The sequence below is a fragment of the Winkia neuii subsp. neuii DSM 8576 genome, assembly GCF_000420405.1.
In the GTDB taxonomy this organism is placed as follows: Bacteria; Actinomycetota; Actinomycetes; order Actinomycetales; family Actinomycetaceae; genus Winkia; species Winkia neuii.
The window spans coordinates 49,457-70,208 of the sequence record NZ_ATUW01000006.1 but is presented as its reverse complement, the minus strand read 5'-3'; the positions used below and the strand labels follow the sequence as shown (position 1 = coordinate 70,208).

Genomic DNA, 20,752 nt, shown 5'->3' with positions numbered 1-20,752 from the left:
TTAATGCGCGCCTAGTTGGCGTCCTCCCGGGGTGGGATCCATCCGTTGTCGGCGCAGATTCGCTCTAAGAACATACCCGCCCAGTCAGCGTAGGCAGCCGAGTTGGGGTGGAACAGATCGGCGCTATGGCGCCGGAAAAGATAGAACCAGGTAGGTAGCGAACGCGAGTAGGTGCGCAGGTCGATTACGGTGTGCCCGTGCTTGTCGGCCGCCTCATCTAGGTGCTTGGAAAACAGTGCGGCGCGTCGATCCCAGCGACCAATTACATAGCTGGGGATATTGGCCACATAAGCCTTCGCGGGGAGATTAGCAAGAATTTTCTCTACTGCCCCGCCGAAAGTCTTTGCCTCGAGCTGCGCCATCATTACGTCGTTTCCGCCGATGTCCATGGTTATCACGTCCGGGGTAAGGACACTTCCATCCAGGCCCATCCCGCGCAGTTGGGCTAGTTCGTTGCCGAGTACCGTTATAGCCGTGCCCCCAGATACCGACAGGTTTACACAGAGGACTTTGCGCCCACTTGCCTCTTCCAACCCGCGCGCAATGCGGGCCACGTACCCTTCGGATACGTCGGTGGCACCTATCCCCTGTGCCGCCGAATCACCTAACGCCACATATATGAGAGGGCGTTTCGCGGCCTCGAGCTGCCTGATCCGATCCAGATCCACACTAATGCCGAGCTGAGCATCTTCCCAGGCCCTGCGGTAGGGGCGGCGCTGCTTCGCCAATTTGTGCACTGCGGCCCGCCAAAATATAAGGCCGCCTGCTGCTGCAGCTCCGGCGGTAAGACCCAGTGTTTTTCCAGCAACATTGATGAACTTGCGCTTATCCATAGCCCAATCATCGCACAGCCACATCGCCTTCAGCTGGCGCGTGACGACTATAGTATTTCGCCCCACAATTCGACACCATTGCATGACAGGCGAAGAATGCGGCGATATGTTGGGCGCTATCAAAAATCAGAATATAGGCTTGAACTAGCCCTAAGCGTCATACGGATACGAGGCCGAATGCTCCTGAAACTCTCCTGGCAATATTTGCGCCGGCACAAATTTGCCATCGCCATAGTTATAGTTGCCCAGCTAGCTCAGACGCTGCTCAACCTATTTTTGCCGGCACTCAACGCGCGAATCATCGACAAGGGTGTAGTCGTGGGCGATCTGCAGGTCGTAAAATCCTCGGGATTAGCCATGATCGCTTTCTCTTTTTTGTCCGCCGGCCTGTCCTTCTTGGCGGTTTACCAAGGGGCGCGCCTATCCATGGCGCTCGGCAAGTGGTTGCGAAAGATCCAATTTTTGAAGGTGGGCGAATTTGGCCTGCCCGAAATCAACCGGTTCGGCGCCGGCACGCTGGTTACCCGAGCCACTAACGACGCTCAGCAGGTGCAGATGGTTACATTCGTAACCCTGACTGTAATGGTTGTCGCCCCGGTGATGATGGTCGGCGGGATCGTTGCCGCCCTGCGTCAAGCCATGGGGCTGTCATGGATACTAGCGGTCTCGATTGCCGTGCTGGCCGCCGCCGCGGGTGGAGCCATGTTCTTGCTAGCTCCAGTCTTCAAACGCATTCAGTCGCGCATAGACGACGTAAACGGAGTCTTGCGCGAACAGCTCACCGGCGTCCAGGTGATCCGCGCCTTCGGCAGGCAAGAAACCGAAGCCGAGCGCTTCAGCAGGGCCAATGCTCGCCTGCGCCGCATGCAGCTGCGGGCAGGCAACATCTTTGCCATTTTCATTCCGTCGATATCGCTGATCATCGGAGTTTCCAACGCTGCCGTAGTCTGGTTCGCCTCCGGCCAAATAGAAGCAGGCGCCATGCAGGTTGGTGACCTGATGGCCTACATCAACTATCTGGCAATGATTTTGGGGGCCGTGATGATGGCCGCAATGCTATTCATGATGATTCCCAGGGGCCGCGTCAGCGCCACCAGAATTGCAGAAGTTCTAAACACCAGCCCACAAGTGGCGGATGCGCCCTCGCCTAAAGATATGCCAAAGGGGCCCGTAGACTACGTCTTTACCGATGCAGCTGTTACCCATCCCGGGGCCGAACAGCCCGTCCTCAGCGGCCTCAACGTCACCATTCCCGCTGGCAAGACCACAGCAATTATCGGTTCCACGGGCACCGGCAAATCAACTTTCGTCAACCTACTGCCCCGCCTCATGGACGCTTCCGAAGGAAAACTCGAACTAGTAGACCAGAACGGAGGCGCCACCGACATACGCGAAATAGAACTCGCGCAGCTACGTTCGCGCGTCGCCCTCGTCCCCCAAAAGGCATACCTATTCTCGGGCACAATCGCCTCGACCGTTTCAGGTATTCCCGAAGCCCAAATCACCCAGGAGGTACGCGAGCGGGTAAAGCGGGCTTTGGCCGGAGCCGCCGCCGACGAATTCGTAGACAAACTTGCCGACGGCATCGACTCCAAGGTCGAATCCGGCGGAGCCAATTTCTCGGGTGGACAAAAGCAACGCCTAACCATTGCGCGCGCCCTCTACACCGATGCAGACCTGGTAATCTTCGACGATTCCTTCTCTGCGCTGGACTACGCCACCGACGCGCGCGTGCGCACCCACCTGCGCGAATACGTAGGGCAGGCAGCAATATTGGTGGTGGCTCAGCGGGTTTCTACCGTGCGGGGAGCCGACAACATCCTAGTATTTGACCAGGGCAAAATAGCCGCCCAAGGCACGCACCACGAACTCATGAAAACGTCCCAAACCTACCGCGAGATTGTGGCCTCACAGCTGAGCGCCGAGGAGGCAGCATGAGCCCCAGAAACGTGAACAAACGTCCGGGCGAAAAAGCCCAAAACCCGCTGCGCACCATCGGCCGCCTATTCGGCACCCTAAGAGCCGAGAAACTGCGCGTAGGAACAGCCATAGTTCTAACCTTTATCTGCATAGCCGCTTCAGTTAGCGCCCCTCGGCTGCTAGGCAAGGCCACCGACGTTATCTTCGCCGGAATGATCGGCGCCCACATGCAGCCCGGACAAACTAAAACCGAGGTTATAAAGCAGCTTTCGGCCTCGGGAAACCAACAGCAGGCAAAGATGCTCCAGGGCATAGATGTAGTCCCCGGGGCTGGCATCGACTATTCGCTACTGGGCAAAATTCTGCTCCTTGTGGTGGGGCTCTACGTCGGTTCGGCCGTGCTCAACTGGCTTTCCGGACTAGCTACCCGCACGGCCGTACAAAACGTCTCCTACGAGCTGCGGCAGAAAGTGCAGGCCAAGGTAAATCGCATTCCGCTCAGCGCGCTGCACGGTTCCGCTCGCGGCGACATTCTCTCGCGCGTCACTAACGATGTTGACAACGTCTCGCAGTCGCTACAACAGGTGGTAAACCAACTATTCCACTCCATCTTCTTGCTGCTCGGCACGCTCGCTATGATGTTCGCTCTCTCTTGGAAACTGACCATTGTGGCACTGCTGATTGTGCCCGCGGGGCTAATAATTATTTTCTTCATAATGAAGAAGGCGCAGCCCTACTTCCAGCGGCAATGGAAAGCTACAGGAGCCGTCCAATCCACAGTTGAAGAAGCCTTTTCGGGCCACGAAATCATGCTCACCTACAACTTGCGCGACAAATTCCGGGAGCGTTTTGCACGCGAAAACAAAGAGCTATTCCGTTCCGCTTTCGGGGCAAACTGGATGTCGGGCCTCAGCCAACCGGTAACCACTATGGTAAATAACCTAGCTTTCGTTGCTGTTTGCGTCGTGGGCGCACTGATGGTGCTCGAAGGGCGCATGTCCGTAGGCGGAGTGCAAGCCTTCATCCAATACTCGCGTCAGCTACAAACGCCCCTGGGGCAGCTTTCGCAGATGCTGTCTACCGTGCAAAGCGCGGGCGCCAGCGCCGAACGCATTTTCGAATTTCTAGATTCTGCCGAAGAAACCGAAGAAACGCCCAAGACTGACACCGGCCAGGTAACTAGATGCGGGGCGCACATCGAATTCAAGAATGTTTCCTTCAGCTACCAGAAAGGTGTGCCGGTAATCAAGAATCTTTCCCTAGAGGTCGCTCCCGGCCAAACCGTGGCTATAGTCGGGCAGACCGGCGCAGGGAAAACCACCCTAGTGAACCTGCTGATGCGGTTCTACGAGATTGACAGCGGCCAGATCCTCATAGACGGGACCGACATTCGCGACATGACACGCGCTCAGGTGCGCGCCCGCTGCGCGATGGTTTTGCAAGATACCTGGCTGTTCAAGGGATCGATTCGCGACAACATAGCCTACGGCAGTGCTTCAGCCACGGACCAGCAAATCGTTGAAGCCGCCAAAGCCACCCAGGTCGACCGCATAATTAGGCAACTGCCAGATGGCTACGATACCGAAGTGTCAGACGAGGGCGGGTCACTTTCTCAAGGCGAAAAACAGCTAGTCACCATTGCCCGGGCGTTCTTGCGCCACTCAGACGTGTTAATCCTGGACGAGGCTACGTCGAGCGTAGATACGCGCACCGAGGTACTAGTTCAAAAGGCCATGGATAGGTTGCAGGAAGGAAACACCTCATTCGTGATTGCCCACCGCTTATCTACCATCCGCGATGCTTCCACCATCATTGTAATGGAAGATGGCGACGTGGTAGAACAGGGCACCCACGAGGAGTTGTTGCAGGCAGGGGGCGCCTATGCCAGGCTCTACCAGTCCCAGTTCGAGGGCGCAAACGCCTAACCCGAGGGCGGTTGCCTCTGATTCCATCTGGGCGAAGGGGACGCCCGCCCTCGCGCTTAGCAAAGAAGAGCACCCCGGGGCTAGCCCTAAATTTGGATTAGCCTCGGGGTGTTCTTCTGTTATTGGGCGTTAGTTAGGCCCCTTGCTCTTTGAGTTCTTTGTGGGTGTCGCGCCCGTTGCGAGTGTCGATAACCCACGTACCTAGAACGCGATCGAGCCAGTGCCGCTCTGCGCTGTCGCGGCTGGCAAACCAGATGATGAGGAACACGATCACTGCAATACCAGTGCCGTTTAGGAAGTAGTAGATCAGCTGCTTGGCTACGGCCCTCCAGCCGCCTCCCTTACCGGTCTTGTAGTCGATAGTGCGAACTCCGGTAATTAGCCCGCCCAGGGTCCAGCCGGTGAAGTAGTTCAAAATCTGCAGCAAAATGAAAATGATGAACGCGCCCGCAGCAATCGCAAGGAATGTTTTTATCATTTGCGGCCCCATAACCTGGCCTACTTCCTGATCGGACATGCCGTCCAATTCGTCGGCCGAGTAGTTACTCATGGTTCCCGACAGGCCCGCAAATCCAAGCAGGCCGCAGACTAAGAAAGTCAGGATGCCGTTCAGTATTCCGTCTAGAATGCGGGTGCCGATGCGCTTGCCCAGGCTTACCCCCTGTACGCCTGCTAGCCGCGAGGGCACCTGCGGTACCTGCTGGGGGCTGAAGGAATTGTCAACCTGAGGTTCGCCGTCTACAACCGTGTACTGGCCCCCTTGCCCGTACCCTGCGTAGCCAGCGCCGCCGTAGCCGTTTGCCTGGTTACCGTATCCCTGAGGATTTTGGTCCCAGCCCGCCTGCCCCATCTGCCCGTAGTTGGGATCAGCTGTGTTTGGCGAGTACTGCCCGTATTCGCCGGGTTGGGCAGCTTGGCCGGGTTGATTGCTATTCTGACTAGCCCCGTAAGGAGTAGAGCCAGCCTGGTTCGACTGTTGCGGCTGCCAGGGATTTTCGCCTGTGGAACCGCCGTTTAGATTCGGATCAGACATTTTGTCTCCTACACGCATAGATGTACTTTCTAAACCAGTCTATTGCCTGATCTTTCAGCTCGCAGGACCTAGATTTCGGTAGAGTGAAACGGATAGGAGGACCCTTTATGAATTCCGCTCTCAAGATTCCTACTAGACGCACTAGAGGCGGCTATTCGATTCCAGTTTTTGGTTTCGGTACCTATAAGATTGCCCCCTCTGACACTCAGCGCCTTGTGGAAGAGGCGCTCGCGGCTGGCATCCGCCACATTGACACTGCCCAGATGTACGGCAACGAGAAGGAGGTCGGGGCCGCCATTGCGGCTAGCGGGATCCCTCGCTACGAAATCTTTCTTACCACCAAACTGAATAATGGCAACCACATGCCCGACGACGCCCGCAGGTCTTTTGAACAGTCGCTGCAGGCCCTCAAAACGGATTACGTTGACCTGTTTTTGATGCACTGGCCCATGGTGCATCGTTACGGTGGGGCCTACCCGCAGTGTTTTCAGATGATGCAGGAATTTGCTGCCGACGGCAGCGCGCGCACTGTTGGGGTTTCTAATTTCGAGGTCGAACACTTGCGTCGGGTTGAGGACGAAACCGGTTTGGTCCCGCACGTAAACCAGATCGAAATGCATCCGCTCTTTGCCAACAACGAGGTGCTGAATTACTGCCAGGAACGCCGGATTGTAGTGCAGGCTTGGAGCCCCCTTGCTCGCGGCAAGGCGTTGGAGCTGCCCAAGGTGAAGGAGCTCGCCGCAAAGTTGGGGCGCACCCCGGCACAGGTTGTGTTGCGTTGGAACATCGAACGCGGGGTCGTGGTATTTCCAAAGGCCTCATCTAGGGAGCGCATCGACGAGAATGCGCAAATATTTGATTTCCACCTGGATTCGGACGCCCTGGCAACATTAGACGAATTAGATCTGGGGGAGGCTGGGCGTACCGGCTCTTCACCTAGGACCATGGATCGCATCTAAGGGGGCGTTAAAACAGGAGTGCCGGGGAAAACCCCCGGCACTTTCTAGCCCCCGATACTACTCGTGGTCAATGCTCTTCTTAGTAGAGGAAGATTTGACCGCAATCTTGCGGGGCTTGGCCTCTTCGGCAACTGGGATCGTAAGGGTGAGCAGCCCGTTGTCGTATTCGGCCTCGATCTTATCTAGCGCTACCCCGTAGCCCACAGATAGCTGCCTTGCAAAGGTACCCGTGGGACGTTCGTGAGTTAGCCATTCTAGATCGTCGCCCTCTACCGAGTGGCGCTCGGCACGCACCGTCAGGGTGCGGTCTTCGACGTCGATGTCAATGGTTTCGGGATCTACGCCCGGCATTTCGAGCAGTGCAATGAACTTGTCCCCCTGGCGGTACAAGTCCATAGGCAGTACAGGAGTGGAGGCCTGACGCATAGTCGAGTTGAACAGACGTTCCATTTCGTGGAAGGGATCGTACTTATTGACCATTTGAAGCTCCTTTTCCTTTCTTCAAGTTCACCTTGAGTCTATGACACTCAACTTCAGATTTCCTAGTTAATTCACCTCGAGCGAAAGATTGAGTCTAGCCGACTCAGGTTTCCATTTTCTGTGATCGGCGCCTCAGCCGCGCGCCTACTCCACCCACCCCACCTGCAGTGAAAGACTTTATCCATGGAAACGACATATAGGCCCTTCTTCGTTTACGGCACTCTTCGACCCGGCGAGACGAACAACGAGGCCATTCTTGGTTCACACGTCGAAGAAACCGCCCCTGCGATCCTGCACGGTTACCGGCTACTGCTAACCCCGTCCTACCCTATGGCGGTACCCACAAAAGATCAGGGCAGTCAAATACTTGGCGAGATCATTTACGTGGCACGGGAAAATTTCGAATCAATTCTAGAAGACATGGATGAACTTGAGGGATACTGGGGCGAAGGAAGCAGCGAAAATCTGTATACCAGAGTCATTGCTAGACCCGCCCTCGCAAATGGGCCTAGGGCCGGCAAAGAGGTAGAAACCTACTTATATGTAGCTACCCAAAATGCCCTCGAGCAGAACGCTTCCTACACCTGCCCCTCCTCCACCGGGGACTGGACAAAGAGGGAGCAGGATTTTTCGGAATAGTTTAAACAATAAAAATACAGTTTATTTAGTGACTGTATTTATACCAATGGCGGAAAAATGCTGCCTCCAGTGGTAAACACTCTTGTTTGCCGGTAGCCTCATTAATGAGACTGTGTCGTAGCACATAAACATGTTATGGCAGCGCTCTTAATCATCCTGTACGAAAAATAAGGAGCTCAAAGTGGCAGCAACAAATCAGAAGCCGTCGGCAAAGCCTACCGACGTAGCAGCAAAGAACGATGCACGTAAAGATGTCGCCAAGCACGGCGCAACTGCCCAGGGCAAGGGCACTGACGTAACCCAGTCGAACATCGGCAAAGACAACGGCAACGGCACTACCACTATTGCCGACCAGGTTGTAGCTAAGATTGCCGGCCTTTCCATCCGCGAGATTCCCGGTGTTTACGACATTGGCGGTTCCTTCTCGCGCGCCCTCGGTTCGGTCCGCGACAAGATGGGCGCCTCCGAGAACGTCAAACAGGGCATCAACGTCGAAGTTGGCCAGACTCAGGCTGCTGTCGACCTGACCCTGGTTGCCGAATACCCCTACCCGCTCCACGAGGTAGCCGACAAGGTTCGTTCCAAGATCATCGAGGGCGTCGAAGGGCTCGTGGGCCTCGAGGTAACCGAAGTGAACATCGACATTGCCGACGTTCACATCCCCTCGATCGACGACGATGACGACGATGAGGACGAGGTTAAGGAAATCGAGACCAAGAGGGAGCGCGTAAAGTGACTAACACCCAGATGGGCATCTTCGTAGGTGCCATTCTTGCAGTAGTAGCAGTCAAGCTCGGTTTTTGGGCTTTCATCCTGACTGCCTTGTTCATGGTTATTGGCGCCATTTTGGGCCGCGCCACCACCGGCAAGCTCGACCTGCGCGCTGTCGGGAGCGCCTTGATCGGTAAGCACACCACCACTTCTGACTAGTGGCTGAACAAACTACTAACGCGCAGGCCTACCGCGGCCACACCACCATTCGCGCCAAAGCTATCAAAAGGGCTGCGGCGGCAGTGGTTGGCGAGGCCCTGTCAGTTCCGGCTGACAAGATCTCGGTAGATCTGCACGATTCCGAAAGCGCCTTGGGCTTGGATATTTCCACTCCCGTTCCCGAAACAACGGTGGAAAGGGTAACCCGAACCAAAGATGCGAACATTTTTAGCGCTGCCGATTCGGCTCGCGAGGCTATTGTTCGCAACGCTCAGCACATCACTGGTCACACGATAGGCGATGTGCGCATGGTTTTGACTGGTATCCACTTCAAGCCTCAGCCAAAGAGGAGGGTTGAATGAGCACTGACAAACCCAATGCCTCTGCGCCCGCTCCGCTCCAGCTTGCTTCGCAGGGTCCGCACGTGCCGTACATGGTGCGCCGCGAAACCCACTCTTCCAGGGCAATCACCGCCTCTATCGTGGGTTTGCTGGTAGCTGTCGTGCTGGTGTGGCTAATAGCAGAGCGCATTCTCAGCGCACTCGGAAAACCCAATCTACTGGCGTCTTGGGACCAAATCGCCACCGCAGTTACCGACCTTCCTGCCGGAGTACCCCGGTGGGGGCTCATTCTAGGTGGGATCATAGCCATTCTGCTCGGGCTCTGGTTGCTCGGTAAAGCTCTGGGCGGCGGCGCCCTCGACCGGCACTCGCTGGAATCGAATCGCGTTGCCTACATTGTCGACGACAAGGTGACCGCCTCCGCCCTTTCCCGCACTGTACGCGAGCACGCTGGGCTCCCCGAGGGGCAGGTTTCTACTTCCCTTTCGAAGAGGAACGCGAACGTGCACGTCACTCCCACCTCAGGGCGTGATGTAGACACCAGCTCAATCCAGTCTATTTTGAATAACGAAATCGAAGGCTACCGCCTGAATCCTGCTACCAGTGGTCAGGTCAGGCTCAACTCTAACGGGGAGGTCGCAAAGTGAAGCACTTACCTAGGGCTTTGAACAGGTTCTTGCTGTTCCTGCTTGCGGCCTTGCTTTTAGTTGGCGGGGTGGGGGCGCTGCTAATCTCTCTGTGGCCAAAGGCGGCAGAGGCGTACAAGCAAAATGCTCCAGCCGCTCTAGACAACTACTCCGATCTAGCCAGGCGCACCATCGTGGGCAACAGCAACCTCTCGTGGTTGTCAATCGCCCTGTTAGCGCTTGCCGCAATTGGGGTAATAGTTGCCCTCTGCGTCATATTTTCGCAGGGTGGGGGCCGCACTCGGGCCGCGTCGTTGGTGCCCTCCCAGACTTCTTCTGGCACTACCACCGCCAGTATCGATCTAGTCCAACAGGTCATCGAGCACGAAGTGGGCGACGACAGGTGGATAACTAACATTTCCACCTACGGCTACGAGGTCAAGAACGAACCGGGCATCTTAGTAAAGGTAGGTGCCTATAAGGGCGCTTCACCGGCTCACATCCGCCAGATTATGGATCGAGCCATTGCCCGCGTCGATTCGCTGCTGGGCACTACCCCGCCCATATGCGTAGAGATCCAAAACGACTGGCGTTCACTCATCGGCTCTTCCGATCGAGTTCGCTAATTCAACAAACACTTGATTGCAGCCAGCTGCATCACTATAAAAGGAGGAAATATGTCTTTCGAAGACAAACTGAAGAACACTGGCGAGGACCTAGGTGGCAAGGCTAAGGAAGCTGCCGGCAAGGTAACTGGCGACAAAGACACCGAGGCCGAAGGCCGCATGGATCAGGTTGGCGCCGAGGTCAAGGACAAGGCTTCCGAACTTTCCGAAAAGGCCAAGGATGCTGCCGGTGACCTAGGAGCAAACCTAAAGGCTGCTGCCGACAAGCTAAAAGAAGGCTTCACCGACAAGTAGTCCGGATTTGGTTGTGGCGGGCCTCGTGCCCGCCACAACTTTTTTTTAACTAGCCCCAGCGGCAAATATTAAGAACCTTTCATATTCCCTGCCTGCGGGTTTTAATTTTCAGCCTTTGGAACGGGGATGGCTTTTAGAAAAATTTCCCGTTATCTTTGATCCAATGAGTCCGATTAATCTTGATCAAATGCTTGCCCGCCTAGATGCCAAGATCCAAGGCGAGTACATCTACCTAGTTTCCTCTAGGATTCCCAAAGATGTTCACGTGTTTGCCACCGTCGCCGAAGACGAGGGAACCACCTGTGTGATTGCCCGCGAAGATGCTGAGGCTGCCGGCTACCCAATAACTGATATCTACACTCGCATAACCCTGCGCGTGGAATCCTCGCCCCAGATGGTGGGCCTCACTTCTGCGGTAGCACAAGCACTTTCGGCCCGCTCTATTCCGTGTAACGTAATTGCCGGTTTCTACCACGACCACATTTTTGTTCCCAAGCGCATGACTGACGACGCGATTGAACTGCTACAAGACCTCTCGAAACAAGCTCAAGGGTGGCTCTGAGTAAACCCCGGGGCGGCCTCGCTCACCTATTTGGAACGATTTGCCTATAGGGTTGAACTATGAGTTCATCGAAGACCGAATCCTCCCCCGCCCTCGTGGCAATGCAGGACGGAACGGTTAAACAGAAGAACATGTTGACCGGCACTGAAGTGTGGACCGTACCGGGCCGGGGGCATCGGCCTCTGACAGTGCCAAAGCCCAACCCCAAACCCATAGACAGTGCCAACGCCGGTGCTCACTGCGCATTTTGCCCCGGGCGCTACCTCGAGACACCTCCCGAAAAAGATCGTCTGGTGCGGCGCGGAGAACGATGGGTGCACGAGGTCGGCCTTTCAGCTGACCAGATCACACGGGAAGTGGCCGATTTTCGTCGCATTCCTAACCTTTTTGAAATCGTTTCCGCTAATTATTGGGCACTAAACCACGGACACCAGGCCTCGACGGCAGAGCGCGAGCGCATGGCTGCCTATTTGGCATCAGATTCTGGCTACGACCACGTGATGGCAGTACTCAAGGCGCGCCTGCGAGCCTACGGGGTGCCCGAAGAAAAGATTGCTGGCCAACGCGACGACGAATTGCTGCCGCAGGCGACCGGATTTTTCACGGGCGGACACGACGTGATTGTGGCCCGCCGCCACTTCGTAGACGGCGCCAGCGACGATTCCCAACTGGCCTCCTCGGGTACGCTCACCCCGGAAGAGCACGCTGCCTATATACAGTTCACTTGCAATTCCATGGGTGACCTATACGGCCTTGATCCGGCAGTGCGCTACGTGGCCGCCTTCCAGAACTGGCTCAAACCTGCTGGAGCTTCGTTCGATCACCTCCACAAGCAACTAGTTGCAATCGACGAACGCCCAGTACAGATCGAAGCCGAGATGGAGCGATTGCGCCGCAACCCCAAGATTTACGACGAAATCCTGTCCGTAGCCGCTTCCCGCGATTTAATTCTGGCCCAAAATGAGCACGCCGTTGCGCTTGCCGGAATCGGCCACCGCTTCCCCACCGTGGCCGTGTGGGCCCTAGGTGACCCGGTAAATCCCTGGGAGGCCAGCACCGAACAGGTACGTGCGGTTTCAGATCTTCTACACGCTGTACACGCTGCTACCGGCCCGGACGTGCCCTGTAACGAAGAGTGGTACCACCGGCCAGCCTCAGTCTCCTCACCGCTTCGGTGGAGAATTCTAGTAAAGTGGCGCATCTCGACTCTTGCCGGTTTCGAGGGCGGCACTCGCATTTACCTGAACACCATCGACCCCTGGGGGGTGCGCGACCGGGTGCTGCCCAAACTGACTTCGCTGCGCGAGCAAGGCCTCATCGCCCCGATGCGCCTGGGTAAGGAATGCAAGGTGGATCCATCCTTGCTGCGAGGCTAATGTCCCACGCCGCACCTCCCCCGCGCGGGCGAAGGGCCTCCCGCATTGGTATCACCTTACTTGCGGTGGCGATAGCCGTAGCCGTTTGTGCCCTCGGTATTTCGGCCTACCAAAAAGCCCACCCCAAAACGGCAGACGTGCACCTGGCCCACGTGTATTCTGCCAAGGAACTCGGGGGATCGTTCTTTCCCCTCTTCGGCAAGTCCAGCCCAGCAGGGCCCGCCAAAATTGGCGACGCCACCGTGGGGCTAACGGCGATTGACGGGCAGACCACCCTAGTGCGGCTCGACCAAAAATCGCCCTGGCGTCTACAGGTGAATGCTCCCATTACCTCGTGCACGTCCACCCTGGTCAACAAGACCGACTTCGCCTGCCTCTCTGCAGGAGGCGCCGGCAGCCGAGTGTTAACTGTAAACGCAACCAATGGGCAGGCAAGTTGGATCTTTGAAACTCCTGCAAAGGCCAATGCGATTGTCGCCTTCCACGGAGGCTTGCTGCTCGGCCTACCCAAAGGCCAATACGCACAAATATCGGCCGCAGGTGAACTACTCACTGCCGCCTGGCCAGCCAATCCCCCGGAGGCCAGCCGTTGCCCCACCACCGCAACCACCCGCCTTACCCCAGATATGGCAGTGCCACTTGCCAACGGCAAGGCGGTTGTTTCCACCAACGGCACGGTGGATGTAGTAGAGCCAGGCAAAGTAGACCTGCGCGTTTCCGGTTACCCACTTTTTTCGGGAAACGACATTTATATTTCCCCACTGCCCGATTGCAACCAGGGGGCGGCCTTGGTGGGCAACAGAATAGTCAAATTCCCCTCCGGACTCACCCTGCCGCGCACGCAAGATCGGCAGTTGCCCCAGCTAGCGCTCAAAGGAAAAGTGCCATATGAATTCCCCGAGGGTAAGATTGGCGCCCCGCTCTTTCATGCAGACAGAGCCACCTACTCGGGTTCGCCAATCTTCATCTCAGCAGACAAATCTGGCCTGCAGATGGGCGTCGATGCGGGGGTAGTGAAAGTAGGCAAAGACGGCCACTTGAAATGGAAATACCAGCTGGACCTAGCCACCGCCGCCGCAACCCCTCTAGGCACACTTGCGGTATCCAAAGCCGGGCAAGTGTACCTTCTCGAGGACGGGCACCCAATTTGGGATTCGCCAGTCTCGGTTGGAAGCGCACCCCGAATAAGCCGGCAGGGCGGACAAATATTGGTGTCGGGGGCCTCCGGACAAATTGCCATCGCCAGGGGTAAGGGACCCACCAAGCGGCTACCCGCAGCACCTGCGCCAAAGCCAGTATCCGGCCGAGCTCCACTCGAGGCGGGCAGATGCGTGCTGATTCAACGCGTGTCCAACGAGAGCGCGGACGTGACCATGATGAAAGCCGCCTGCTCACTAGACGGAACGCTCGAAATATCGAGCGTAGTTACCTCGGAGCAGGCCGATAGAAACGCCGACGTTAATACGCTGAGCGAATTCTGTAAGGGCGATCCTAGGGCACGCACCATGATCTCGGTGCAGTCCCCCACCTACGATCCCAAAGTCTCGGCGGTGTGCCTAGCCGGCGAGCTATAAGCTACTTCTTGGCGTTAGCAAGGGCATTCTTGTTTTTACCGCCATACCACTTCGAGGTGCCACGCACTGCCAGGCGCTGAATTAGCGCCACCGTTAAGCCCGACAAGGCGCCAAACAGAGCAACCTCGAGCATGTTTGCCACGGCCTCGTCCTCGCTGCCACGCGGCGGCTTGTGGCCTGTGAAGCCTTTCCAAACTAAATCAATTAGACGATCTGCAACAAAGCCTGCGCCCGCTACCGAAGCAGCACTAGCAACTTTCCAACCAATGTCCATGTTTCCTCCTAGGGCTACAGTTTTTCACGCTTTAGTACTTCCTGCCGCCTTATTCCTGGTGTTTTCCGCCTCCTGCAGACCTGCCTTGGCCCGCATCTCTTTAACTCTGGCGTGCCCCAAAACCTGCGCTGCCACCGGAGTGGCCACTGCCTGCAAACCCACCGCCAGCACCACCAGCACAGTCCAGCGGGCGGTGTGCATGTACAGGGCTAGGCCCGTCATTAACACACCAAAGGCGAACAACTGCGGTTTAGTAGCGGCGTGCATCCGCGAAAGCGTGTCGGACCAGCGGGCAATGCCGAGGGCGGAAATACAAATCCAGATTGACCCCGCCAACATTGTAAGTGCACCGGCCCATTCGAGGACGATCATTCTGCCTCCTCTTCGACTTGCGCCTTCTGCTCCGGAGTCATGTGCGAAGTTTCTTCGCTCTTGTCCAGTTGCGCCTTCATCTCTTCAGCCTGCAACTTGCGCCGGCGCGCGCGCTCCTCGGCTAAGGTAATAACCCGCCTATTTTCTTCCCCGCCGTGGCGCGCAACACGCCCGATAGTGGCCGAAGAGATAAACCCCACCAGCGCGATAATGACCAGCAAATACATCAGGTCGTCACGCGAAAAGAGGGCGGCGGAAACCGCAATAACCCCCACGAGCACGGCCGTAAGCAAGTCCGTAGCAATAGCCCGATCTGCCAGGGAAGGCCCCTTTTCTAGACGGTATAGCGTGAGCAGTACCGCCACTGCCAAGAAACAACCGGCCGCAACTAATAAGTAGTGCATCATTCCCCCTGCGGCCTCGGAAGGGCGCGGCGAATACGCGCCGTTTGAGCCTCGATCATTTGACGCACTCCCTTCTCGCCTCCCGAAGCTTGCATATCGATGACGTGAAGGTACATCGCCCCCGGGGCGTCGCCCTCGGCCCGCGTAACCGAAATAACCAACGTGCCCGGCACAAGAGACGTCATGGCAGAACTAATCATCAGTTCTACGTCAGAGACTTGCCCTAGTTCAATGTTTACAAACCCACTCCGGTACCTGGCGCCCGTAACAATCAATCTAGAAACGTGCAGCGCCGAAACGAACATATCCCACAAAAAGCGCCCCCCCAAAGCAATTAGTGCACCCAAGCGCACCCTGCCTACTGCGCCCACTCGCATCATAGGGCCAACCCACTGAACCAACAGAGCAACTAACAAGCCCCCAATTACAACCAGAGGCTCCAACGAGCGGAACAGGGCCACCCAAACGAGAAGCAGCCAAACCGTCATCTTCCAAGAAGTATTTCGCAACAGCTTCATTCGGCCTCCCCCACGCGAACCCGCTCGCCATCTTGGGGCTCATTCAAGCGCCACAATTCTGGCGCCTTAGACGGCTGCTCGTTGAGCGGGGGGACCACAGAAAAGTCCGACCGTCTGACCACCTTCGACGAAGCGCCACTTCCGCGCCCGTCGTGGCCAAGCACCGCAGAAATATAGGGGGTGCGGTCAACTAGATCGGAAGCAGCCCTTAGCGCATAACCGTAGATTACGTTCATCCCCCCGGCCATTCCCACTTGCACGAGCAACAACCCCGCAGTGGCAGCAACCATAGCCCGCGGCAGTTTCGGAATTACAGGAGCTTCGGCGCTCGTGGAAGCTTCGCCCTCGGCAGGCTGCCAAAAAGCCATAGACCAAGCTTTTACTACCACGTACAAAGTTAGTAGCGAGGCTATGAGCCCTGCCGCCAGCAGCGCCCACCCGCGTCCGGTTCCGTCCAATACGCTAGCGCGCGCCAGCCCCACCTTGCCCAAAAAGCCAGTAAGCGGCGGGATACCCACCAAGTTAAAGGCCACGATCAAAAACATGCCCGCCAACAGGGGTGATTTGCCCGCCAAACCGCCCAGTTTGGCCAGGGAGGTGGTACCCCCCAGGTACTGCATCAAACCCACTATCAAGAACAGCGTAGTTTGCACCAAAATGTGGTGGGCGGCGTAGACAATGGCGGCCCCCAGGCCTTCCTTAGACGAGATCGAAATACCCCAAACCATAAACCCGATGTGCGAAACGAGCGTGAACGAAACCATACGCTTGATGTCGTCCTGCGCGATCGCTCCCAGGATCCCCACTATCATGGTAAAAATCCCCAAAACGGCCAGTACAGTGTCCCACCCGCCGCCGGGAAAGAGCAAGAATTGGGTACGAATTATCGCGTACACCCCTACCTTCGTAAGCAGCCCCGCGAACACTGCTGTGACCGGAGCTGGGGCAGTCGGATAAGAGTCTGGAAGCCAAGCCGACAGCGGAAATATCGCGGCTTTTATACCAAAAGCTACCAAAAATGTTGCCTGCAACATGAGCCTAGTAGGTTCCGCCAACTCGCTGAGCCGGACCGCCAACTGTGCCATGTTGACCGTTCCCACAGCCGCATAGGTGAAAGCCAATCCCAACAAAAAAACAGCCGAAGAAAACAGTGAGACCACCACGTAAACAGTGCCCGAACGCACCCTAGAACGGGTGCCTCCTAGCGTGATCAGCACGAATGAGGCGGCAAGCAAAATTTCGAAGCCGATGTACAGGTTGAACAGGTCCCCAGCCAAGAAAGCATCTGACACGCCCGCAGAAAGAACCAGATAAGACGGGTAGTAGACGGGCATAGGTGAGCTGGACTCGTCGCGCGAAACCGACTGCGAGGACGAATACACCAGCACCCCCACGGTGACCACCAGCGACACAATCAGCATCATCAGCGTCAGCCGATCTGCAACTAGTGAAACCCCAACTGGGGCCGCCCAAGAACCGACATCTAACACCATAGGGGCAGTGTCGGCCTCGAACGCCATGGCAATGGCAGCACCGAGCGAGGTAGCCAGTGCCAACACGGTAACTACCAGCTGGGCTCTGCGGAAGCGGCCGAGCACCAGCGAAAGCCCAGCCGCAAGCAACGGCAAAATAACGGGAACCGGAAGTAGCCAGGTCACTTCTCCTCCTGCCCTTCGTCGCGGTCCTCTTGGTCTTCGTCGGAGCCGGCCTCTTCGTTTTCGGCAGGAGCATCCTCTACACGCTCGCTCCCGCGGCCAGTGGCGGCGCGCTTAGCCAGACGACGATCCTCGACGTCGTCGACCACTTCGTCTCCGCCCGTAAGAATCCATTCGCGAAAAGCCAGAGCGAGCATGAACGCCGTAGTTGCCATTGTGATCACGATGGAGGTCAAAATCATGGCCTGCGGAAGCGGATCGGCTATGGAGGAAAGCGCTTCGGTGCCAAGCAGCGGGGGTGATCCAGCCGCCCCACCCGCTGCGAGCAGTGCAATATTAGAGCCGTTGCCAATGAGGGCTAGCCCCACCACAATGCGCGTAAAAGTGCGATCAGTTACCAAATACACCCCGGCGCCCACTAAGATGCCGGCTGCCAACACGAGAATCAAAGTTGGGGTCATTTCTGCGGCCCCTTAGAGGTAGAAATAAGTTGTGTTCCCCGTTCTTCTTCGCGGTCGAGGGCGGCTCCCAGAGCCCCCAAGATGTCTACGGCCACGCCCACTACCACCAGGTACACCCCAATGTCTAGGCCCATTGCCGTAGTGAAATGCAGCGTTCCGAGTGGCCCGAAGGGAATGTCAACTGGCATGGTCTGGAAGGGAGCTCCCCCGGCGAACACTGGGATGATTCCGGAGGCGGCAGCCACTGACAAGCCCGCTCCTAAGATCGCGCCCGGGCTGAAGGGGGCGGCAAGCGTCAGTTCGTAGTGGCCTCCTGCCAGGTAGCGGATAGAAAGGGCGGAAGCTGCTAGCATGCCCCCCGCAAAACCACCTCCGGGCGAATTGTGCCCTACCAGCAGCAACCATATGGAGGCAACCAGTAGCGTGGGGTACAAAACGCGCGCGGCCACCTCGAGCATGAGTGAACGCTTTTCGCCCTCGAGCGCAGAGGCACCCGCCAGCCACCGCGAGCTAAAACTGGTTTTGCTGGCTGCCTTTGCCACCTGTGAACGCAGCGAAGGGGCGGACACTGACAAACGCCCGGCCAAATTAGACCTGAAAATCAATGCGGTAACGCCAGTAACGGCAATGAGCAGCACGGACAGCTCGCCCACCGTATCCCACGCGCGCACGTCAACCAGGATCACATTCACGATGTTGTGCCCGTAGCCGAATTGCAATACCTCTTCGGGAAGGAGCACCGAGACGGGATCTTCTAGGCGCGAAGTGGCTGCCAAGAACACTCCCCCAGAGGTGACTGCCCCCACCAGAGTCGCAATAACTATGCGGACCCACCGCGACGAGCGCAGCGGACGATCCGAGAAGTGGGTGGGCAAAAAGCGCAGCACCAGCACAAAAACTATGATGGTGAACGCTTCCACCACCAATTGGGTGAGGGCCAGGTCGGGCGCCCCTTGTACGGCCCACAGCGTGGCCATGCCCACCCCCATTGCTCCTAGGCCCAAGATTGCCTTCATGCGCCTGCGTGCTCGCACCACCACCACGGTGGCGCCCAGCACTATCACCACGGCTAGCACTTGCAGGAAGTTGTCGTAAATGCGCAGTTGCGGCCAAGTTGCACCGGGCAGAGCGTTCACCAGCCCTGCTCCGACAGCCAGCGCAAATACGGCAGAAATAATGGAAATATCGACCGGCAGCGAACCCGACTGGGTGAGGGAAGTAAGGCGGCCCGCCCCAGCCTCGAGCCCGCGGATCAGGAGCCGATACACCGATGGTGCCCGCGCCGGTTCGGGCAGTGCTAGGCGCTTAGCCACCCGGATTATCTTGCCGCGCCAGCGGAAACACAGGTAGCCGCAGCCCAGTATGAGGGCGGTCAGTAGCGCCGGAACTATACCTGACCAGAGGGCCAGGTGGCCGGCCTCGTTGGAAGTGGCCAGAAGGCCTTGCTGTTGGGTTTGGGCGTGGGGGGCGAATAGGTCGGTGACCGAGCCCGGAAAGAATCCTCCAGAAACCGTAATGGCTGCTAAGAATCCAGGCACCGCTATAAGGGCGACGGCCGGGTAAGTACCCACCGGAGCTTCTTTGCCACTGAGCAGGGCGGCAAGTTTGTGCCCGGGCAGGACCTTACCTGCGAAGGCACCAAACCACCAGCGCAGGGAGTAGGCCGCCGTCAATACGGATCCGCCCGTTATTACGCACAGCAGGGCAATCCCCCCACCACCTTGGTGCAGCAAAGTGTGTAGCCCGGCCTCTTTGCCCAGGTACCCCAGCGTCAGGGGGAAGCCCGCCATAGACGCTGCAGCGGCCGCCCCGATGGCTGCCAAGAAGGGGTGTGTGCGCCCAACCCCGGACAGTTCGCGTATGTCGCGCGAGCCGGCAATTTTTTCGACCGTACCCGTAGTTAGGAATAGACAGGATTTGAAGGTGGCGTGGGCTCCTACGAGGGCGAGGGCGGCCAGCATAGTGGCGCGGTTGCCGTAGCCTGCCAGCGAGGTGATAAGTCCCAGTTGGGACACCGTGCCGTAGGCGAGCACGCGTTTGAGGTCTGTCTGCCGGATTGCCAACCAGCCGCCTACGACTAGCGTGGCGCCACCGAACAGGCAGAGAATTAGCGACCACCCCGCAATGCCAGCAAATCCGGGAGTCAGGCGAAGCGCCAGGTAGACACCTGCTTTTACCAGGGTAGCCGCATGTAAGAACGCCGATACGGGGGTGGGAGCTGCCATTGCAGCCGGGAGCCAGAAGTGGAAAGGAATCAATGCAGATTTTGTGAGGATCCCGAAGATTACCAGTATTGCCCCGACCGCGAGTGCGGCGGGATGGCCTTTCAGCAGTTCCCCATTTTGGGCCAAGGTCACCAGCTGATCCACCTGAAATGATCCGCCCGGGCACGCCCCCAGGATCATGAATCCACCGAACATTGTGAGCGACCCAAAGGTGGTGACCACGAAAGCTTGGCGAGCGGCCGCGCGGGCTGCACGGGAACGATAGTGGTGGCCGATAAGCAGGAACGAGAACACCGAGGTCAGTTCCCACGCAGTGTAGATGATCAGGGTGTGATTTGCCCACACCAGGGCCAGCATTGAGCCGCCGAACCAAGTAAATATTGCTGCGAAACGGGCGCGCCCTGCAGCGTTGGGCGGAAAGTAGAAAGCACAGTAGACGACGATTGCTGCCCCTACCCCAGCGACCACGAGGGTCATAACCCACGCCAGCGGATCGAGGCGGAACGACAGCTCGAGCCCCAGATCGCTAACCCAGCTAAGACACGTAGTTAGCGGGGCAGCGAAGGCTCTCCTGGTATTGGCCAGAGCCCACCCCAACGTGGCGACGAAGGGAATAAAGGCGAGGGCGTAGCCGCGCCCAGAGTAGCGCCCTACGGCCAGCCCTGCTATCGCTCCAAAAATTACAAAGAGCGACAGCAATACCAGCACAAGCACCCCTACCCATT

General features: G+C 57.5%; 23 protein-coding genes. 13 read left to right on the top strand and 10 right to left on the bottom strand.

All coding sequences use genetic code 11. The features are described 5' to 3' along the window. Positions 1-11: 11 nt before the first annotated feature. Positions 12-899 (bottom strand): SGNH/GDSL hydrolase family protein, encoded by an 888-nt coding sequence (locus tag G437_RS0106870; RefSeq protein WP_024331830.1) that lies wholly within the window; start codon positions 897-899, stop codon positions 12-14. A 111-nt stretch (positions 900-1,010) separates the two neighbouring features. Between G437_RS0106870 and G437_RS0106865 the strand changes: the two genes are divergently transcribed. Together G437_RS0106865 and G437_RS0106860 are read left to right on the top strand one after the other, a co-directional pair. Further along, the gene (locus tag G437_RS0106865) at positions 1,011-2,771 is read left to right on the top strand and encodes an ABC transporter ATP-binding protein (protein ID WP_024331829.1); all 1,761 of its coding nucleotides are present in this window, start codon (positions 1,011-1,013) and stop codon (positions 2,769-2,771) included. Then, positions 2,768-4,678: an ABC transporter ATP-binding protein gene (locus tag G437_RS0106860; RefSeq protein WP_024331828.1), complete on the top strand. Its 1,911-nt coding sequence runs from the start codon at positions 2,768-2,770 to the stop codon at positions 4,676-4,678. The genes G437_RS0106865 and G437_RS0106860 overlap by 4 nt, the downstream gene beginning before the upstream one ends. A gap of 133 nt (positions 4,679-4,811) precedes the next feature. On the opposite strand, the gene G437_RS0106855 is transcribed toward G437_RS0106860, so the two are convergent. After that, positions 4,812-5,711: an RDD family protein gene (locus G437_RS0106855; protein ID WP_024331827.1), complete on the bottom strand. Its 900-nt coding sequence runs from the start codon at positions 5,709-5,711 to the stop codon at positions 4,812-4,814. Positions 5,712-5,818: 107 nt separating this feature from the next. On the opposite strand from G437_RS0106855, the gene G437_RS0106850 reads away from it, so the two are divergent. After that, positions 5,819-6,670 (top strand): aldo/keto reductase, encoded by an 852-nt coding sequence (locus G437_RS0106850; RefSeq protein WP_024331826.1) that lies wholly within the window; start codon positions 5,819-5,821, stop codon positions 6,668-6,670. Positions 6,671-6,727: 57 nt separating this feature from the next. Here G437_RS0106850 and G437_RS0106845 read toward each other — a convergent pair whose 3' ends face one another. After that, entirely contained in the window at positions 6,728-7,150 is a 423-nt protein-coding gene (locus G437_RS0106845; RefSeq protein WP_024331825.1) for an Hsp20/alpha crystallin family protein, read from the bottom strand. Positions 7,151-7,333: 183 nt separating this feature from the next. On the opposite strand from G437_RS0106845, the gene G437_RS0106840 reads away from it, so the two are divergent. From G437_RS0106840 to G437_RS0106795, 10 genes are all read left to right on the top strand, one after another. Beyond that, entirely contained in the window at positions 7,334-7,789 is a 456-nt protein-coding gene (locus G437_RS0106840) for a gamma-glutamylcyclotransferase family protein (protein WP_024331824.1), read from the top strand. Positions 7,790-7,970: 181 nt separating this feature from the next. Continuing rightward, positions 7,971-8,525, top strand: coding sequence for an Asp23/Gls24 family envelope stress response protein (locus G437_RS0106835; RefSeq protein WP_024331823.1), 555 nt, complete (start codon positions 7,971-7,973; stop codon positions 8,523-8,525). Beyond that, on the top strand, positions 8,522-8,719 hold the full coding sequence (locus G437_RS0106830) for a DUF2273 domain-containing protein (protein ID WP_024331822.1): 198 nt from the start codon (positions 8,522-8,524) through the stop codon (positions 8,717-8,719). The genes G437_RS0106835 and G437_RS0106830 overlap by 4 nt, the downstream gene beginning before the upstream one ends. Next, on the top strand, positions 8,719-9,081 hold the full coding sequence (locus tag G437_RS0106825) for a hypothetical protein (RefSeq protein WP_024331821.1): 363 nt from the start codon (positions 8,719-8,721) through the stop codon (positions 9,079-9,081). The genes G437_RS0106830 and G437_RS0106825 overlap by 1 nt, the downstream gene beginning before the upstream one ends. After that, positions 9,078-9,707, top strand: coding sequence for a hypothetical protein (locus G437_RS0106820; protein ID WP_024331820.1), 630 nt, complete (start codon positions 9,078-9,080; stop codon positions 9,705-9,707). The genes G437_RS0106825 and G437_RS0106820 overlap by 4 nt, the downstream gene beginning before the upstream one ends. Further along, positions 9,704-10,312, top strand: coding sequence for a hypothetical protein (locus G437_RS0106815; protein ID WP_024331819.1), 609 nt, complete (start codon positions 9,704-9,706; stop codon positions 10,310-10,312). Before G437_RS0106820 ends, G437_RS0106815 begins: the two co-directional genes overlap by 4 nt. 51 nt (positions 10,313-10,363) lie before the next feature. Then, positions 10,364-10,606: a CsbD family protein gene (locus G437_RS0106810; RefSeq protein ID WP_024331818.1), complete on the top strand. Its 243-nt coding sequence runs from the start codon at positions 10,364-10,366 to the stop codon at positions 10,604-10,606. Between the two features lie 163 nt (positions 10,607-10,769). Continuing rightward, positions 10,770-11,168: an ACT domain-containing protein gene (locus G437_RS0106805; RefSeq protein WP_024331817.1), complete on the top strand. Its 399-nt coding sequence runs from the start codon at positions 10,770-10,772 to the stop codon at positions 11,166-11,168. Positions 11,169-11,227: 59 nt separating this feature from the next. Then, a complete protein-coding gene (locus G437_RS0106800; protein ID WP_024331816.1) occupies positions 11,228-12,544 on the top strand; it encodes a DUF4921 family protein in 1,317 nt (438 codons plus the stop codon). Next, positions 12,544-14,118 (top strand): PQQ-binding-like beta-propeller repeat protein, encoded by a 1,575-nt coding sequence (locus tag G437_RS0106795; RefSeq protein ID WP_024331815.1) that lies wholly within the window; start codon positions 12,544-12,546, stop codon positions 14,116-14,118. Before G437_RS0106800 ends, G437_RS0106795 begins: the two co-directional genes overlap by 1 nt. A 1-nt stretch (position 14,119) precedes the next feature. Here the strand turns inward: G437_RS0106795 and G437_RS0106790 are convergent, their stop codons facing one another. The 7 genes from G437_RS0106790 to G437_RS0106760 are packed head-to-tail and all read right to left on the bottom strand — an operon-like array spanning position 14,120 to position 20,741. Then, positions 14,120-14,392: a DUF4235 domain-containing protein gene (locus tag G437_RS0106790; protein ID WP_024331814.1), complete on the bottom strand. Its 273-nt coding sequence runs from the start codon at positions 14,390-14,392 to the stop codon at positions 14,120-14,122. A gap of 24 nt (positions 14,393-14,416) precedes the next feature. Continuing rightward, the gene (locus G437_RS0106785) at positions 14,417-14,764 is read right to left on the bottom strand and encodes a cation:proton antiporter (protein WP_024331813.1); all 348 of its coding nucleotides are present in this window, start codon (positions 14,762-14,764) and stop codon (positions 14,417-14,419) included. Next, a complete protein-coding gene (locus G437_RS11210) occupies positions 14,761-15,171 on the bottom strand; it encodes an MrpF/PhaF family protein (protein WP_197409608.1) in 411 nt (136 codons plus the stop codon). Before G437_RS11210 ends, G437_RS0106785 begins: the two co-directional genes overlap by 4 nt. Next, a complete protein-coding gene (locus tag G437_RS0106775) occupies positions 15,168-15,686 on the bottom strand; it encodes a Na+/H+ antiporter subunit E (protein WP_024331811.1) in 519 nt (172 codons plus the stop codon). The genes G437_RS11210 and G437_RS0106775 overlap by 4 nt, the downstream gene beginning before the upstream one ends. Continuing rightward, positions 15,683-17,344, bottom strand: a complete 1,662-nt coding sequence (locus tag G437_RS0106770) for a Na+/H+ antiporter subunit D (protein ID WP_024331810.1) — start codon at positions 17,342-17,344, stop codon at positions 15,683-15,685. Before G437_RS0106770 ends, G437_RS0106775 begins: the two co-directional genes overlap by 4 nt. Next, positions 17,341-17,802, bottom strand: a complete 462-nt coding sequence (locus G437_RS0106765) for a Na(+)/H(+) antiporter subunit C (protein WP_024331809.1) — start codon at positions 17,800-17,802, stop codon at positions 17,341-17,343. Before G437_RS0106765 ends, G437_RS0106770 begins: the two co-directional genes overlap by 4 nt. Next, positions 17,799-20,741, bottom strand: a complete 2,943-nt coding sequence (locus G437_RS0106760; RefSeq protein WP_081638928.1) for a Na+/H+ antiporter subunit A — start codon at positions 20,739-20,741, stop codon at positions 17,799-17,801. Before G437_RS0106760 ends, G437_RS0106765 begins: the two co-directional genes overlap by 4 nt. Between the last annotated feature and the right edge of the window lie 11 nt (positions 20,742-20,752).

Bases quoted from the DNA above. Each gene is read 5' to 3' on its own strand.
- G437_RS0106865 (WP_024331829.1), top strand. From the start codon at position 1,011: ATGCTCCTGAAACTCTCCTGGCAATATTTGCGCCGGCACAAATTTGCC.
- G437_RS0106860 (WP_024331828.1), top strand. From the start codon at position 2,768: ATGAGCCCCAGAAACGTGAACAAACGTCCGGGCGAAAAAGCCCAAAAC.
- G437_RS0106855 (WP_024331827.1), bottom strand. From the start codon at position 5,711: ATGTCTGATCCGAATCTAAACGGCGGTTCCACAGGCGAAAATCCCTGG.
- G437_RS0106850 (WP_024331826.1), top strand. From the start codon at position 5,819: ATGAATTCCGCTCTCAAGATTCCTACTAGACGCACTAGAGGCGGCTAT.
- G437_RS0106845 (WP_024331825.1), bottom strand. From the start codon at position 7,150: ATGGTCAATAAGTACGATCCCTTCCACGAAATGGAACGTCTGTTCAAC.
- G437_RS0106840 (WP_024331824.1), top strand. From the start codon at position 7,334: ATGGAAACGACATATAGGCCCTTCTTCGTTTACGGCACTCTTCGACCC.
- G437_RS0106820 (WP_024331820.1), top strand. From the start codon at position 9,078: ATGAGCACTGACAAACCCAATGCCTCTGCGCCCGCTCCGCTCCAGCTT.
- G437_RS0106810 (WP_024331818.1), top strand. From the start codon at position 10,364: ATGTCTTTCGAAGACAAACTGAAGAACACTGGCGAGGACCTAGGTGGC.
- G437_RS0106805 (WP_024331817.1), top strand. From the start codon at position 10,770: ATGAGTCCGATTAATCTTGATCAAATGCTTGCCCGCCTAGATGCCAAG.
- G437_RS0106800 (WP_024331816.1), top strand. From the start codon at position 11,228: ATGAGTTCATCGAAGACCGAATCCTCCCCCGCCCTCGTGGCAATGCAG.
- G437_RS0106795 (WP_024331815.1), top strand. From the start codon at position 12,544: ATGTCCCACGCCGCACCTCCCCCGCGCGGGCGAAGGGCCTCCCGCATT.
- G437_RS0106790 (WP_024331814.1), bottom strand. From the start codon at position 14,392: ATGGACATTGGTTGGAAAGTTGCTAGTGCTGCTTCGGTAGCGGGCGCA.
- G437_RS0106785 (WP_024331813.1), bottom strand. From the start codon at position 14,764: ATGATCGTCCTCGAATGGGCCGGTGCACTTACAATGTTGGCGGGGTCA.
- G437_RS11210 (WP_197409608.1), bottom strand. From the start codon at position 15,171: ATGATGCACTACTTATTAGTTGCGGCCGGTTGTTTCTTGGCAGTGGCG.
- G437_RS0106775 (WP_024331811.1), bottom strand. From the start codon at position 15,686: ATGAAGCTGTTGCGAAATACTTCTTGGAAGATGACGGTTTGGCTGCTT.
- G437_RS0106765 (WP_024331809.1), bottom strand. From the start codon at position 17,802: ATGACCCCAACTTTGATTCTCGTGTTGGCAGCCGGCATCTTAGTGGGC.